Genomic DNA, 14,499 nt, shown 5'->3' on the forward strand with positions numbered 1-14,499 from the left:
AGGATCGCGGCTGGCGCGGCATGTATCAAATTGTCAACAGCTGTCAAATCAGACGCAAGCGCCTTGGCGACAGAACCCAAACGGCTCCAGGAAACAGGATAAAACGGTTTTTCTCGCGTACGCGAGCATCAGGTGTGTTTTTTTGCGCCTTGCCAGCGCAGCCACTCACCCTGCTGGCCGCGCCCGCACTTCAGGCAAAGAGCTGCGCCAATGCCATGCCCGGCAGCGGCGCGCGCATGAAGGTCTCGCCGACGAGAAAGGCATGCACTCCGCGATCGCGCAGCGTGGCCACATCCTCGCGCGTGGCAATTCCGGATTCCGTCACCAGCAAACGATCGGCCGGCACCTGCGCCAGCAGGCTCAAAGTGGTCTGCAGGCTGACCTCGAACGTGCGCAGGTTGCGGTTGTTGATGCCTACCAGCGGCGTCTTCAGGCGCAAGGCGCGTTCCAGTTCGGGGCCGTCGTGCACCTCCACCAGCACCGCCATGCCCAGCTGCAGCGCGATGGCTTCCATCTCCGCCATTTGCGCATCGTCGAGGCAGGCGGCGATGAGCAGTACGCAATCCGCGCCCATGGCGCGCGATTCGTAGATCTGCCAGGCGTCGACCATGAAATCCTTGCGCAGCACCGGCAGCCCGCAGGAGGCACGCGCCTGCTTGAGGTAATCCGGCTGGCCCTGGAAGAACTGCCTGTCGGTCAGCACGGAAAGACAGGCGGCGCTGATCTGGCCATCGCCCTCGGCATAGCTTTGCGCGATGTCGGCGGGAACGAAGTCTGCGCGAATCACACCCTTGCTCGGGCTGGCTTTCTTGATCTCGGCAATCACCGCGGCCTGACCGGCAGCGATTTTGGTGCGCAGGCTGCCGACGAAATCCCGCGTGAGCACGCGGCTTTCTGCATCCGCGCGCATGACCGCCAGTGGCATGCGCTTGCTGGCCGCAGCGACTTCCTCGCGTTTGGCCTCGCAGATCTTCTGCAGAATGTCCGAAGCCATTTGCGCGCTCATGCCGCGCACCGCTGGCTGAAGGCGACGAGCTGCTCGAGCCGTGCGCGCGCCGCGCCGCTGTCGATCGCCGCCTGCGCCCGCGCCAGGCCATCGGCGATGCTGCTGGCGACATTGGCCGCATAGAGCGCGGCACCGGCGTTCAAGCACACGATGTCGCGTGCCGGACCATGCTCGCCCGCGAGCACACCCATCAGCATGGCCCTGGATTCCTGCGGGGTCTCCACCTTCAGCGCCCGGGTGCCCACCATGCGCAAACCAAAGTCCTCGGGGTGGATTTCGTACTCGCGCACCACGCCGTCCTTCAATTCGCCCACGCGCGTGCCCGCGCCCAGGCTGATTTCATCGAGCCCGTCGCGGCCGTAGACCACCAGCGCGTGCTCGGCGCCCAGGCGCTGCAGCGCTCGCACCTGGATGCCGACCAGATCCTCGTGAAACACACCCATCAGGATGTTGGGTGCGCCCGCCGGGTTGGTCAGCGGCCCGAGGATGTTGAACATCGTGCGCACGCCCATCTCGCGGCGCACCGGTGCCACGTTCTTCATTGCCGGGTGGTGGTTGGGCGCGAACATGAAGCCTATGCCCACCTCGGCCACCGACTGCGCGATCTGCTCGGGCGTGAGGTTGATGTTCACGCCCAGCTGCTCCATCACGTCGGCGCTGCCGGACTTGCTCGACACCCCGCGCCCGCCGTGCTTGCTGACGCGACCGCCTGCCGCGGCCACGACAAACATCGAGCAGGTGGAGATGTTGAAGGAGCCTGCGCCGTCACCGCCGGTACCCACCACGTCCACCAGATGCGTGGTATCGGCCACATGCACCTTGTTGGAAAACTCGCGCATGACCTGCGCAGCGGCGGTGATCTCGCCAATGGTTTCCTTCTTCACGCGCAGGCCGGTGATGATGGCCGCGGTCATTACCGGCGAGAGCTCGCCGCTCATGATCATGCGCATCAAATGGAGCATTTCGTCGTGGAAGATCTCACGGTGCTCGATGGTGCGCTGCAGCGCCTCCTGCGGGGTAATGGGTGCATTCATGAACTTCTCCTTTGATAGCTGCTTGCGCCCGTTGGTTGGGCGTTTGAGCTTGATTTGACCAAAATTTCAGCGCTGATCAAGAAAGTTGCGCAACAGCGCATGACCATGCTCGGTGAGGATGCTCTCCGGGTGGAACTGCACGCCTTCCACCGCCAGCTCGCGGTGGCGCACCCCCTGGATTTCGCCGTCCTCGCTGGTTGCGGTCACGACGAGGCACTGCGGCAACGTCGGCTGCGCGATCACCAGCGAGTGATAGCGGTTCACGGTGAATTGCCGCGGCAGCCCGGCGAACACGCCTTTTTCATCGGTGGTGATGACGCTCGTCTTGCCGTGCATCTGCTGCCCGGCGCGCACCACCTCGCCACCAAAGGCCTCACCTATCGCCTGGTGACCCAGGCACACGCCCAGCAGCGGGATTTTTCCGGCGAAGTGGCGGATCGCATCGACCGAGATGCCCGCCTCCCGGGGCGAACACGGTCCGGGCGAGATCACCAGACGCTCGGGCGCGCGCGCTGCAATGTCCTGCAGGCTGGTTTCATCGTTGCGCACCACCTCCACCTGCGCCCCCAGCTCGCCGAAATACTGCACCAGGTTGAAGGTGAAGCTGTCGTAGTTGTCAATCATCAAGAGTTTCATTCGAGCCCCTCCTCGACGAGCTCGGCCGCACGCAGCAGCGCGCGCGCCTTGGCTTCCGTCTCTTTCCATTCGAGCTCGGGCACCGAATCGGCCACCACACCGGCCGCGGCCTGCACGTAGAGCACACCGTCCTTCACGATGCCGGTGCGGATCGCGATCGCCATGTCCATGTCGCCCGCATAGCTCAGATAGCCGCAGGCGCCGCCATAGAGCCCGCGCTTGGTGGGTTCGAGCTGGTCGATCAGCTCCATCGCATGCACCTTGGGCGCGCCACTCAGGGTGCCCGCCGGGAACGTCGCCTTGAGCACCTCCATGCTGCCCATGCCGTCCAGCAGCATGCCCTCGACATTGCTCACGATGTGCATGACATGGCTGTAGCGCTCGACCGCAAAGGCCTCGGTCACCTTGACGCTGCCGACACGGGCGATGCGTCCGATGTCGTTGCGTGCCAGGTCGATCAGCATCACATGCTCGGCACGCTCTTTCGGGTCGCTCACCAACTCCTGCTCGGCCGCCTGGTCCTTCTCGGGCGTCGCACCGCGCGCACGTGTGCCGGCCAGCGGGCGGATGGTGATCTTGGTGCCGCCCTCCACCTTCTCCTGGCGCACCAGAATCTCGGGGCTCGCGCCCACCACCTGGAAGTCGCCGAAATCGTAGAAATACATGTAAGGCGAAGGGTTGAGCGAACGCAGCGCGCGGTACAGCGACAGCGGCGACTGCGTGTAGCGCTTGTGGATGCGCTGGCCCACCTGCACCTGCATGAAGTCGCCCGCGGCGATCAGCTCCTTGGCCCGCTCCACCGCCGCGATGTAATCCCGCTTGGCAAAGCTGCGCTCGGTCGGGTAGCTCTCGCTGGCCACCACCCGCGGCGCGCTGACCGAATACTTGAGCTGCTCCTTCAGCTCCCGCAGCCGCTTCTTGCCGCGTGCGTAGGCCTCGCCCTGGCCCGGGTCAGCGTAGACGATGAGGTAGAGCTTGCCCGAGAGATTGTCGATGACGGCCACCTCCTCGCACTGCAGCAACACGATGTCGGGGCAGCCGAGTTGGTCGGGCGGGCAGGAGCCCTCCAGCTTCTTCTCGATATGGCGCACCGCGTCGTAGCCGAAATAGCCCGCGAGGCCGCCGCAAAAGCGCGGCAGGCCGGGGCGCAGTGCCACCTTGAAACGCTTTTGGTACTGCGCGATGAAGTCCAGCGGATTGCCCGCATGGGTCTCCACCACCCGGCCGTCCGTCACCACCTCGGTGGTGGCCGCGCTGCCAAAGCCGCTGGCTCTCAAGAGCGTGCGCGCCGGCAGGCCGATGAAGCTGTAGCGGCCGAAGCGTTCGCCACCCACGACCGATTCGAGCAGAAAGCTGTTCGCGCCCTGCCCCGAGCCGTGCGCCAGCTTGAGGTAGAGGGACAGCGGGGTTTCCAGGTCGGCAAAGGCTTCCGCTATCAGGGGGATGCGGTTGTAGCCCTCGGCGGCGAGGCTCTTGAATTCCAGTTCAGTGATCACGGGGATCTCCCAGGTCCGGCGGCGCGTGCGTGTGAACCGCCGGGTTCATCTCGATGGAGGCCTTGCGCCCGGCACGGGCAAAGGCTGCGGTGGCACCCTGGGCGGTGCCAGAGTGCGTTCAGCAAACAAGCATGCAGCTACGCCAGGGCCAGGCTCCCCGGTCGCTCAGACCTGCAACAAACGCGCGATGGATGAACATGCGTGACAGTGTAGCAAACGCGATCCGAGGCCAAAACGCTTGCGGCCCGGGTGACCGCCCGATCACGGCGCGGGCAGGCGCGCGCGCGCCGCGGCGACGTCGATCGTGCGCGGTGCGAAGCGGCCGTGGCCGTTGCACAGATTCCAGAAGCTGCGCGCCAGCCCCACCACCAGCGCATCCTGGGTCACACCCTCCAGCTCCAGCGCAGCGCGCCCGGTCTGCGCATCGGCCGGCAGTTGCACGGGTGGCAGGCGAGCATCCCAGCCGGCCGGCGCGGCGATGTCGTCCACCAGCACGACGCAGCCCAGGTCCAGCAGGCTGCGCTTGGGCTCGTACACCCAGGCCACGGCGCCGTCGATGACCAGACGCAACCCGGGACGGCCATCGACCTCGACCAGTTCGGCGCGCTCGACATTCAGACTCATCACCCTGTCTCCCGCAAGCAATCAGAACAAATCATCGTAGGCCGGAGCCACGGGCGCCGACGTACCCTGGTAGGTGGCGGCAATGCCCTGGGGCATGAAGAGCACTTCCTTTTCCGAGTTGGTCAGGAAGGTGCCACCCCCGGCGCCCGGCGAGCGCTCGAAGTAGTAGCCGGCAAAAATGCGGTGGTGCGGCACCTGCTGCGTGGTGACATGACTGCCGAACACCGACACCGGTGCCAGCAGCGAGCCCGATTCCGCCGGTCCGCGCTTGAGCGTGACCGTGCCCCCGGGCTGAAGACCGGCTTCAAAGCTCGCGTGCATCGCCACGTCGGATTCGGTGCGGTAGATGGTCATGGTCTTGGCGCCACGGTCGTTGCCGGGCAGGTCCACGCGCGCCAGAAACTCCATGTTGAGCGCATGCCAGGTCTGCACCGAGCCGAGCAGCTGCTGCGGCGTCACGCTGCAGCGCCGGCAGAACCGATCCACCTGCGCCTGGTAATGCTGCTCCACCTGCTTGGGCGTCGTTTCGCTCGGCAGGTTGTAGCCCTGACCCATCCAGTAGGCGTCCAGCCCGACATCGCGCTGCTGCGCCAGCAGGTACTTCAGCGCCCTGGCACCCTGGGACCATGAATCACCCGCCTGATCGGAGCCCCAGCGGGCGATGGCCTTCTGGCTCAGGCCTTGCTCGCGCATGTACTTGTCCAGATGCACGACGTGCGAGCCGCTGCCCCGGCAGTGGTCAAAGCTGCGCCCGTTTTCATCGCGCAGCGCGCCCGCAGTCTCCTGACCTTTGGGGCATTGCATGCCGGTGGGGAAGCGCTGCACCAGCCCGGCATCGCGGATGCCCATGATGTGGCGCGTGAGCCCCTGGGCGTAATCGGCCTTGAAGCCGTCCCCCTGCAGCGCCGCGCAGGTGCGGGCGATGTCCACGGCCTGGTCAAGCCGCCGCCCCACCAGCGCGCGCTGCCCGGCCGGGATGGTCTGAAGAAAGGTATCGCGGTCCTGATCGAGCGCCAGGATCTGCGCGCTGACCTGATAAAAATCCAGCTCATTGGTGCGCTGCGACAAGTCCTTGGCGGCCCACAGCTCGACCGGATGATCGCCGATGCGCACACTGCCCTCACCCAGCAGCCCGAGCTTGACTACCGCCATGGCCAGCGCGTCGGAACGAGCGGGCAGCGCACCCATGCCATCGAGTACCGCGGCGCGCGGCCCCGCCAGCGCGTTCAGGCGCGCGGCGGTGTCGATGACCTGACGCACATGCTCGGCGTTCAGCCGTCGGCCGGACAACGCGCGCTGCTCCAGACCAAGACCGCGAAAGGCCTGGACGCCTTCGGCGCCGTACTCCGCCACCACCGCAGTGCGCAGCGCCATGTGCGCGTCGCGATTGTCCCGCGCCGTGCTGCCGGTGATCCAGCCGGCGAGCCGCCCCAGCAGCCCGCTTCGGCTGGTGCCGACGATGTCGCCGGTCTGCACCAGCACCCGCTCGGCCGTGGTCTGGCCGACCTGGCGAAACCCTTCGATTCCCGTGGCCATCACAACCCTCCCGGCTGCGACGTGCAGCTCATCCGCGCACCCAGTGGTGAGCCAGGCCATCGCCCGGTGCCGTGCTCGCGGTCGCCGCAACGCCCTGCCCGTGCGCAAGCGATGACAACCAGCCTCGCCAGCGTTCGGTTTGCAACACGAAGCGCTCCAGCATCGCTTCCAGCGTGGCTGCATCGAGCGCGGCCAGCGCCGCCTCCAGCGTGAGAACGCCCTGATTTCGCGCCGCATCCAGGCCAAGCGCCGCGCCGTCCGTGCCGGCCAGCAAGGCGTTGGCATGCAACATGCGCGCCAGGATGGTCTCGCGGTCGTGCACCGGAATCGGCCCGAGCTCGGCCATGCATTGCACGCCCTGGCGCGCGGGCACCAGCGCCAGATGCAGCACCCAGCCATCGTCCATGGACAGGGCGCAATAGCCCTGGTCGTCGGCCTGCAAGCCCTCGATGCCAAGGCGCTGGCCGAGTTGCCCGAGCAAGGTGTTCCACTCATTCGTCATGTCGTCTCCGCTCGATTTGCGTTGACCGCACCCGCCGCTGCGTCCCGATGCCTCCCGATGGACCCGCATGGCACCGGGTCAGGCCGGGTCATCAGTGCATGGACGCACGCCATGAAGACCCATTGTAGAGAGCACCAACCCGCGTCGGAACGATGGGCACGAAGGACCATTTCGCGCTACCCTTTCCGCTTCTACTGAGAACCGGAGCAATGGAATGAAAAATTCCAACCGCAACACCGCCGCTCGCCGCAGCCTGATCGCCGGCGGCATGCTGATCGCCGCCTCGGGCGCCCTGGCCCAGGGCAAGTCCGACGGTGTGGACAAGGTCGTCTACCACATCGACAACTGGACCACGCAGGCGACCAAGGGCCTGCGCAACGTGCGCAACCACCTGGACGTGGCGCCCGAGACGAAGATCATCGTGGTCACCCACGCAGAAGGCATCGATTTCCTGATGGAAGGCGCCAAGGACCCGAAGAACGCCAACATCGACTACGCCTCCCTGGTGAGCGCGCTCAAGGCGCGCGGCGTGCGCTTCGAGGTTTGCGAAATCACGCTGCGCAACCGCAAGATCGCCAAGGAAAAGTTCATCATGGACGCCGATTTCACGCCCTCCGGCGTGGTGCGTATCGGGCAATTGCAAAATCGCGAGCATTACGCCTACATCAAGCCCTGAGGACACCACATCCCGGCCTCTCCCGGGAGTTGCCAGATACGATTTTTTACCGTAGTCTCGCCGGCGACATCTCCCAAGAGGCTCCCATGGTCCGTGCCAGGCCGCCCCAGCCATCCGTCGCCCGCCCGTCCCAACACCTGTCAGTCGCAGCCCGTGCGCTGGCATCGGCCATGCTGTTGGCATGGTGCGCCGCCAGCGCGGCCGCGCAGGGGCGTGTCACCATCGAACATTTCGAGGTCAGCGGCGCCAAGCTGCTGACCCAGGCCAGCGTGGATGCAGCACTGGGCCAAGCCGGTGGCGACATGTCCATCGAGGACATGCAGGCCGCCGCCCAGCGCCTGCAGGACGCCTACCGCGCTGCCGGCTACGGTGCCGTCGTGGTGCTGCTGCCGGAGCAGAAACTGGACGACAAGGTATTGCACCTGCAGGTAGTCGAGGGCAGGATCAGCCAGGTCAGCACCACCGGCCAATACCGTTTCAGCCGCGACAACATCCTGCGCAGCGTACCCGCGCTGCAGACCGGCACGACACCCCAGCTCAAGGACCTGGACCGCGAGCTGCTGCTGGCCAACACCAACCCGGCCAAGTACACGCGCGTGGTGCTGCAAGCGGGCGAGCAGCCCGGCGACGTGCAGGCGCTCGCCACCGTCGAGGAGCGCACGCTGCCGCCCTGGCGCATCGATCTGGACAACACCGGCACGCCGGATACCGGCCGCTGGCGCCTGGCGGCAAGCTACCAGAACCCCAACGTCGCCGACCGCGACATGGTGCTGGGCGTGCGCGCCGTCACCTCGCCCACCCAGCCCTCGCGCGTGGCCGTGCTGGGCAGCACGCTGCGCGTGCCGCTGTACGCGGCGCACACGGCCATCGAAGCCTCGCTGCTCGCTTCCAACACCCAGTCCAGCACCAACACCACACCGGCGGGCGAGATGCGCTTTGCCGGTGATGGCCTGTCGGCAGGCGCACGCGCGATCTGGCTGCTGCCCACCACGGACGAGGCCAAATCCCAGCTCTCGCTCGGTCTCGATGTACGCCGCTATCGCACGCAATGCACGCTGGGGAACCTGGGCGAAGCCGGCTGCGGCGCGGTCGGCAACAACACCCAGCATGCGCTGCCGCTCACACTCGGCTACACACTGTACCGGCCGGGCTCCTACCTGCTGGGCCTGCAATGGGTGCGCAACCTCGCCTGGGGCAGCGCCGGGCGCGACAGCGACTACGACGTCAACCGTGCAGGTGCCACCAGCGGCTATCAGTTGCTGCGCCTGAACGCGCAAGTGCTGGGCCAGCTCTCACCCCGGTGGCGACTGAAATGGCGCCTGGACGGTCAGTGGGCGCCGCGCGCCCTCGTTGCCGCCGAGCAGATCGGCGTGACCGGCGCTGCCACGGTACGCGGCTACCAGGAGCGTGAGCTGGTCGGCGACTCGGGCCTGTCGACCACGTTCGAACTCAACAGCCGCCTCGATACGCTGCTGGGTCAGCCGGTCTCGGACGCCTGGCCCACGCTTTCGCTCTTCGTCGATGCGGGCAGCGTCTCCAACCACCTGGGCACGGCCTGCCATCCGGGTCACACCCGTTGCAATGTCTGGTCAGCGGGCCTGGGCGCCGCGTGGAACGTCGACAACCGCTTCTTCCTGCGCATTGACGCGGCGCGCGCGGGCACACGCTTGCAGTTCACCGATCGCGGCGACTGGAAGCTGCACCTGAGCCTGTCTGCGCTGTTCTGAGCGCCATGCGCCCGCGCCCTGCATCGCCCCACTGCCGTCGGAGTTGCCATGATCTCCTTTCTTCCCTCCCGGCGCCCAGCCCTCATCGGCGCGCTGTTCACCGCAGCGGCACTGAACCTTACCCCATCGGCCACGATTGCGCAGGTGACGGCTCCACCTCCAGCGCCGACACCGTCGCCATCGCCCACTCCAGCTCCGACTCCGGCTCCGGCTCCGGCTCCGGCTCCGGCTCCGGCTCCGGCTCCAAAGCCTGTCCCGGCGCCCGCTCCGATTCCTGTCCCGATACCCACTCCAGCACCAACCCCGACGCCAACGCCTGTCCCGATACCTGCGCCGACACCTGCCCCCGTGCCACCGCCCCCACCGGCGGTGCAAATCGGTGACATGTGGAGCGATTGGGAACATGGCTCCAGCGCCATCAGACGGATTCGCACGCCATTGGGCTCATCGTCCTATCTGCTCGACGCGGTTCAGCCCACGCCCGCCGACACCGATGGCGCAACACGTTGGCCCGCACCCGGCTTTCTCACGCCGCAACCGGACGGCAGCCAATACCTGCGCGAGTTGCCCGTGGCGCACATGTCGCGCGCGGCGCTTGAGGGCGTGCTGCGCGCGCGCAGCGATTACATGGACGGCGTGCTCGGCAGCGCCACCCGCCAGCTCAAGGCCAATCCGCGTCTGGCCGATGCGCCAGGCTGCGACAGCGCCAGCCCCGGCTGCCTGCTGCGGCGCCAGACGCACGTGGTCTCGCCGCTGCGCCCGGCGCGGCGCATGGCGCTCGTCATCGGTCTGGACCGCTATCAGGATTTGCGCATTCCGCAACTCACCAACCCGGTCTCGGACGCGCAGGCCATCGCCCGGGCCCTGGGGCAGCACATGGGCTACGAGGCGCGCGTGCTGCCCAACGCCGGCAAGGCGCAGGTGCTGCAAGAGCTCAATCGCCTGATCGAGGAATCCGGACCGAACGACAGTGTGGCCATCTACTTTGCCGGGCATGGCACGGTCGTCAAGGAAACCGGCGAGGGCTACTGGCTGCCCTCGGACGCGCGCGCCGACGACCCTTCGGGCTGGCTTTCGAATGCCGACATCAATCGCGCGCTTTCGGCCATCACCAGTCGACAAATTGCGGTGTTTGCCGACAGTTGTTACGCCGGCACCTTGGCGCAGGGCGACGCACTGCTCTCCAGCGCAGCCAGCACGCCGCCCGACGTGGATCGCATCCGCCAGTTGCGCGCGGTGGTCGTGATGGCTTCGGGCGGCAATGAGCCGGTGGCCGATGGCGGACGTGCGGGCCATTCGGTCTTTGCCTGGAGCCTGCTGCGCCAGCTCGACGCGGCGCGCGGCTGGGTAGCCGCTGCACGCATCTTCGGCGCAGTGCGCGGCGACGTCGAGCGTGAGCTGCCGCAAACGCCGGTGTACGGCATCGCCCAGGCCGCCGGGCATGAGGAAGGGGGCGATTTCATGCTGCAGGGCGGCAGCGCCACTGCACGTTGACGTGAACGCAATGGTTTCAAAAGCCGATCAATGGGGCAGCCACTGCGTGAAACCATCCACATGACCGTCCGCACCCACCTCGCGCACCGGCTGCCCGTGGTTGTAGCCATAGGTAACGAGCACCACCGGACACCCCGCCGCCCGCGCCGCCTGGGCGTCGTTGCTGGAGTCGCCCAGCATCAACGTGCGCGCGGGCGCCGTGCCCAGCCACGCACAGGCTTGGACGAGCGGCAGCGGGTCGGGCTTTTTGCGCGCAAAGCTGTCGCCGCCGAACACCGCCTCGAACGCATCATCCAGTCCCTTGGCCTGCAGCAGGGCCAGCGCGTGGGCCTGCGGTTTGTTGGTCAGGCACACCAGCCGCAGGCCACGCGCACGCAGTCGCGCCAGACCTTCACGCACGCCGGGGTAAACCGTGGCGTGCTGCCCGTTGATCGTCTCGTAATGGTGCTGGTAGCGCGCCCAGGCTTGTGCGAAAAGTGCTTCTGTTTGCATAGCTTTTGGCGCTTGTCCTGATTGCGCCAGAGCCCAATTCAATACAGAATGCAACAAGTGTTCCGAACCTTTGCCGACGCGCAGTGCGATTTCTTCGGGAGCGATGGCGGGCAGGTGCAGATCGGCCAACGTACGGTTGACCGCCTCAACAAAATCGCCCAAGGTATCGATCAGCGTGCCGTCAAGGTCCGACATCACGGCATCGATGCGCCCGAGCAGCGCACCCGCCGCTGCTGCATCTGCCGACTTGTGATTCATTACATTCATTTGCATTTTCCCCGATCAAAACCGGCTGCAGGGCATCCAATCATGCAAGTTGGCGCCATTTTTCGCGGTGCCTCAAGGAGTTTGATCATGCCGTTTTCCCATCTTTCGCTGTTGGCCTCGGCGCTTGTTTCTGCGGTCTTGCTGTTTCCCGGTGTCGCCGCGCAAGCTGCTCCCGTCAGCCATGCGGCCTCATGCGCCAGCGAGCCTGCCGCCAGCCGCACGGCCTGCGTGCGCGAGATGGGCGCCGCCGCGCAAGCAGCACGCGCGGGTCAGCTCACCAGCGCCAGCGCGAGTGTCTACGAACTCAATGCGCTGGCGCGTTGCTCGGTATTCAAGAATCCCCAAGACAAATCCGATTGCATCAAACGCATGGGGCCGAAGGCCACGCTGAGCGGCTCCGTTGATGGCGGCGGCATCCTGCGCGAGCAGGTCGACACCTACACCGTCACGCGCTGACCACGGGGCGCCGCGGCAGCGCCAGGCGCACCAGCGTGCCACCCCGGGTGCCGGAGCAGATCGTCAACTCGGCGCCAATCGCCACGGCCCGCGCGTGCATGCTGACAAGGCCTTGGCCTTGTCCATCGCCCGACACGGCGGGCAGAGCGACGATGCCTTGGCCATCGTCTTCCACGCTCAGCACCAGTTGTTCGGGCGGGCCCTCGTCCAGCCAGGCGCGTACCCATAGCTGCGTGGCTTGGGCATGGCGGATCACATTGGTGAACGCCTCTTGCAGCACGCGCTGCAACTGGAGCACCACGGTGGGCGTGAGGCCTTCGAGTTCGGGCAGCGCATCGACCTGCCAATCGACCTGGATCGCCGCCGCGTCCAGCCGCGGCTGCATGCGATAGCGCAGCGTTGCGAGCACGGTCGCGAGATCGCCATGCACCGGCTGCAGCGCATCCACCGCCATGTGCAGCTCGTCGAGCGCGGCGTCAGCGTGGGCGCGCAGCACGTCGCGCGAGAGCTGGCCGCGCGCGAGCAGGCTGCGCAGGCCGGCCAGCTGCGCGCCCACGCCATCGTGGATGTCGCGCATCAAGCGCTGGCGCTCCTGCAGCGTTGCCTGGCGTGCGTGCTCCTCACGCAGCTGCAGGCTGTTGCGTTCGAGTTCCAGTTCGCGCTGGTGCACGCGTGCGTCCAGCGTCGCGAGCAGCTCGCGGTTGGCGCGCGCCACGCCGGCAAACCGCGCCACCAGCAGCCCGCCCATGAGCAGCACAAACAGCAGCGTCGCGTGCGGTAGCAGCGAGACCGTGCCCGAGCCCTCACCCAGCACGCGCACCACCAGCCAGTCGCGCAGCGCCGCGGCAATCACTGCCGAGCCGGCCAGCAGCACCGCCAGTGCCCGGGCGCTGCGCTCGGCCCAGGCGGCGTGCACCAATCCGACCCAGGCCACCAACGCCGCCGGGACCAGCAAGCCAGTGGCCACCGTCCACAGCCGTGGTTCGCCCAGCCAAAACGCCGTGGGGCCCGCGACCACCGCGCACGCCACCAGCAGCAGCACCCAAGGCTGGCGCAGCCAGTGTCCGCGCTGCACCAGCTGCAACGAAAAATACGCCATCAACAGCAGGTAGGCGACGAGCGCCACGGCCGTCACCGCGCCCCACAACGGCCAGGGCAGTGGTGGGTACTCCAGCAGGCGGTCGCCCACGCGCAGCGCGCCAAACAGCGACGCCAGCGCGAACACCAGGTACACCGCGTCGCGCTGCACCCACCAGAAGCCTGCCGCCATCAGCGCCATCAGTACCAGCGCCACGCACACCGCCAGGCCGCCGTACTGGCGCAGCTGGTAATGCGCGCGGTAGAGCGCGAAGACCTCGTCCTCGGGACCGGCCCACGGCGCCGACAGCCCTCCCCAGCGCGCCGCCTGCGCCGTCAGGCGCACCTGTACCTGCGCCGGCACACGGCTCTCGGCATCAGACTCGGAAAACGCAATCCAGACCGGCCCCTTGGCACTGTCGCTGCGCGCATCGCCCAGGCGTCCGGCGCGGTAGACACGCTCACCATCGATCCAGACTTCGAACTGATTGCCCACGCGCGGGATGAACAACCCGCGTGAGCCGCCCTGGGCCAGCGCCGGCACGGTAAAGCCATAGGTGGCCGCGCCGCCCTGCCCGGGAAAGCCGTCATCCCAACTGTGAGGCAAGGCCACGGCGGCAGCGTGCGGCGCGCCGCCCTCAGGCTGCAGGACGGCCTGCGCCTGGGTGATGCGCGCGGGCGTGGCGCCTGCCAGCAGCGCCAGCGCGGCGAGCGCGCAGGCCAGCGGCCAGCGCAGCCAATTCGGCATGGCAACCCCCTGTTTCCCTCGACTACAGCAATCCGAGCTGGCGCGCCTCGAAAATTGCCTCGGTGCGCGAGCGCACCGCCAGCTTGCCGTAAATGTTCTTCACGTGCGACTGCACGGTGGACGCGGCAATGCCCAGCAGCCGCGCGGTTTCTTCATAGGTATAGCCGCGCGAGAGTACCTGAAGTATTTCCCTTTCGCGCATAGTGATGTTTGCAGCGTCGGCTGCACCGCCTGGCGCCGCGGGCGCGGGTTGCGGCGGCGCCAGGCGCGCGAGCAGCTGGCGCGCAATCAACGGCGTCATCGGCGAGCCACCCGAGTGCAGGCTCAGCACATGGCGCGCCAGCTCATCCTCGGTGCCGTCCTTGAGCAGATAACCGCGCGCCCCGGCCTCGAAGGCCGCAATCATGTTGGCCTCGTCGCCAAACATCGTGACCACCATCACATCGATCGTGCTGCGATGCGCCTGGCACCAGCGGATCACCTCCAGCCCGGACTGGTCGGGCAGGCCCAGGTCCACCAGCAACACATCCACCGCCGCGGCCGTGTCCGCCGCGAACGCGAGCACGGTATCGGGTGAATCGGCCAGCACACGCACCAGGCGCGCGCGCATGCCCTCGTCGTCCTCGACCAGGGCTACCGAGATCGGGCGCTCATCGGGCATGGCGTGCAGGCCCACCCGATGGCGCGGGGGGGGGGATTTTCATGGCGAAAGTTGAACGCAGTGCAAC

14 protein-coding genes are annotated in these 14,499 nt (G+C 67.1%); 4 read left to right on the forward strand and 10 right to left on the reverse strand.

Annotated features, from left to right (window positions below):
• Positions 1–190: 190 nt before the first annotated feature.
• The 7 genes from trpC to ABS45_RS13865 all read right to left on the reverse strand — a co-directional run bounded on the left by trpC (position 191) and on the right by ABS45_RS13865 (position 6,834).
• Positions 191–994, reverse strand: coding sequence for an indole-3-glycerol phosphate synthase TrpC (gene trpC, locus ABS45_RS13835; protein WP_291556315.1), 804 nt, complete (start codon positions 992–994; stop codon positions 191–193).
• Positions 995–1,002: 8 nt separating this feature from the next.
• A complete protein-coding gene (trpD, locus tag ABS45_RS13840) occupies positions 1,003–2,040 on the reverse strand; it encodes an anthranilate phosphoribosyltransferase (RefSeq protein ID WP_291556316.1) in 1,038 nt (345 codons plus the stop codon).
• A gap of 66 nt (positions 2,041–2,106) precedes the next feature.
• Complete coding sequence (locus tag ABS45_RS13845) at positions 2,107–2,676, reverse strand: aminodeoxychorismate/anthranilate synthase component II (protein ID WP_291556317.1); 570 nt, start codon at positions 2,674–2,676, stop codon at positions 2,107–2,109.
• Positions 2,673–4,172: an anthranilate synthase component I gene (gene trpE / locus ABS45_RS13850; protein WP_291556318.1), complete on the reverse strand. Its 1,500-nt coding sequence runs from the start codon at positions 4,170–4,172 to the stop codon at positions 2,673–2,675. The genes ABS45_RS13845 and trpE overlap by 4 nt, the downstream gene beginning before the upstream one ends.
• 261 nt (positions 4,173–4,433) lie before the next feature.
• On the reverse strand, positions 4,434–4,796 hold the full coding sequence (locus ABS45_RS13855; protein WP_291556319.1) for a hypothetical protein: 363 nt from the start codon (positions 4,794–4,796) through the stop codon (positions 4,434–4,436).
• A 21-nt stretch (positions 4,797–4,817) separates the two neighbouring features.
• A complete protein-coding gene (locus ABS45_RS13860; protein ID WP_291556320.1) occupies positions 4,818–6,332 on the reverse strand; it encodes a hypothetical protein in 1,515 nt (504 codons plus the stop codon).
• A gap of 28 nt (positions 6,333–6,360) precedes the next feature.
• Positions 6,361–6,834, reverse strand: coding sequence for a type III secretion system chaperone (locus tag ABS45_RS13865; protein WP_291556321.1), 474 nt, complete (start codon positions 6,832–6,834; stop codon positions 6,361–6,363).
• Between the two features lie 214 nt (positions 6,835–7,048).
• Between ABS45_RS13865 and ABS45_RS13870 the strand changes: the two genes are divergently transcribed.
• The 3 genes from ABS45_RS13870 to ABS45_RS13880 all read left to right on the forward strand — a co-directional run bounded on the left by ABS45_RS13870 (position 7,049) and on the right by ABS45_RS13880 (position 10,731).
• Positions 7,049–7,510 carry a DsrE family protein gene (locus tag ABS45_RS13870; protein WP_291556323.1) on the forward strand — a complete coding sequence of 154 codons (462 nt, stop codon included), beginning with the start codon at positions 7,049–7,051 and terminating at the stop codon, positions 7,508–7,510.
• A 170-nt stretch (positions 7,511–7,680) separates the two neighbouring features.
• The gene (locus ABS45_RS13875; protein WP_291556325.1) at positions 7,681–9,237 is read left to right on the forward strand and encodes a ShlB/FhaC/HecB family hemolysin secretion/activation protein; all 1,557 of its coding nucleotides are present in this window, start codon (positions 7,681–7,683) and stop codon (positions 9,235–9,237) included.
• A 384-nt stretch (positions 9,238–9,621) separates the two neighbouring features.
• A complete protein-coding gene (locus tag ABS45_RS13880) occupies positions 9,622–10,731 on the forward strand; it encodes a caspase family protein (protein WP_291556327.1) in 1,110 nt (369 codons plus the stop codon).
• A 27-nt stretch (positions 10,732–10,758) separates the two neighbouring features.
• Here the strand turns inward: ABS45_RS13880 and gph are convergent, their stop codons facing one another.
• Positions 10,759–11,481: a phosphoglycolate phosphatase gene (gph, locus tag ABS45_RS13885; RefSeq protein ID WP_291556329.1), complete on the reverse strand. Its 723-nt coding sequence runs from the start codon at positions 11,479–11,481 to the stop codon at positions 10,759–10,761.
• 96 nt (positions 11,482–11,577) lie between these two features.
• Here gph and ABS45_RS13890 point away from each other — a divergent pair, with 96 nt between their 5' ends.
• Positions 11,578–11,946, forward strand: coding sequence for a hypothetical protein (locus ABS45_RS13890; RefSeq protein WP_291556331.1), 369 nt, complete (start codon positions 11,578–11,580; stop codon positions 11,944–11,946).
• Here the strand turns inward: ABS45_RS13890 and ABS45_RS13895 are convergent.
• Both ABS45_RS13895 and ABS45_RS13900 read right to left on the reverse strand, forming a co-directional pair.
• A complete protein-coding gene (locus ABS45_RS13895; RefSeq protein ID WP_291556333.1) occupies positions 11,936–13,771 on the reverse strand; it encodes an ATP-binding protein in 1,836 nt (611 codons plus the stop codon). The genes ABS45_RS13890 and ABS45_RS13895 overlap by 11 nt on opposite strands.
• A 22-nt stretch (positions 13,772–13,793) precedes the next feature.
• On the reverse strand, positions 13,794–14,432 hold the full coding sequence (locus ABS45_RS13900) for a response regulator transcription factor (RefSeq protein WP_291556334.1): 639 nt from the start codon (positions 14,430–14,432) through the stop codon (positions 13,794–13,796).
• Positions 14,433–14,499 lie beyond the last annotated feature (67 nt).

Source organism: Comamonas sp. SCN 65-56, from assembly GCF_001724135.1.
Taxonomy (GTDB): Bacteria; Pseudomonadota; Gammaproteobacteria; order Burkholderiales; family Burkholderiaceae_C; genus Comamonas_C.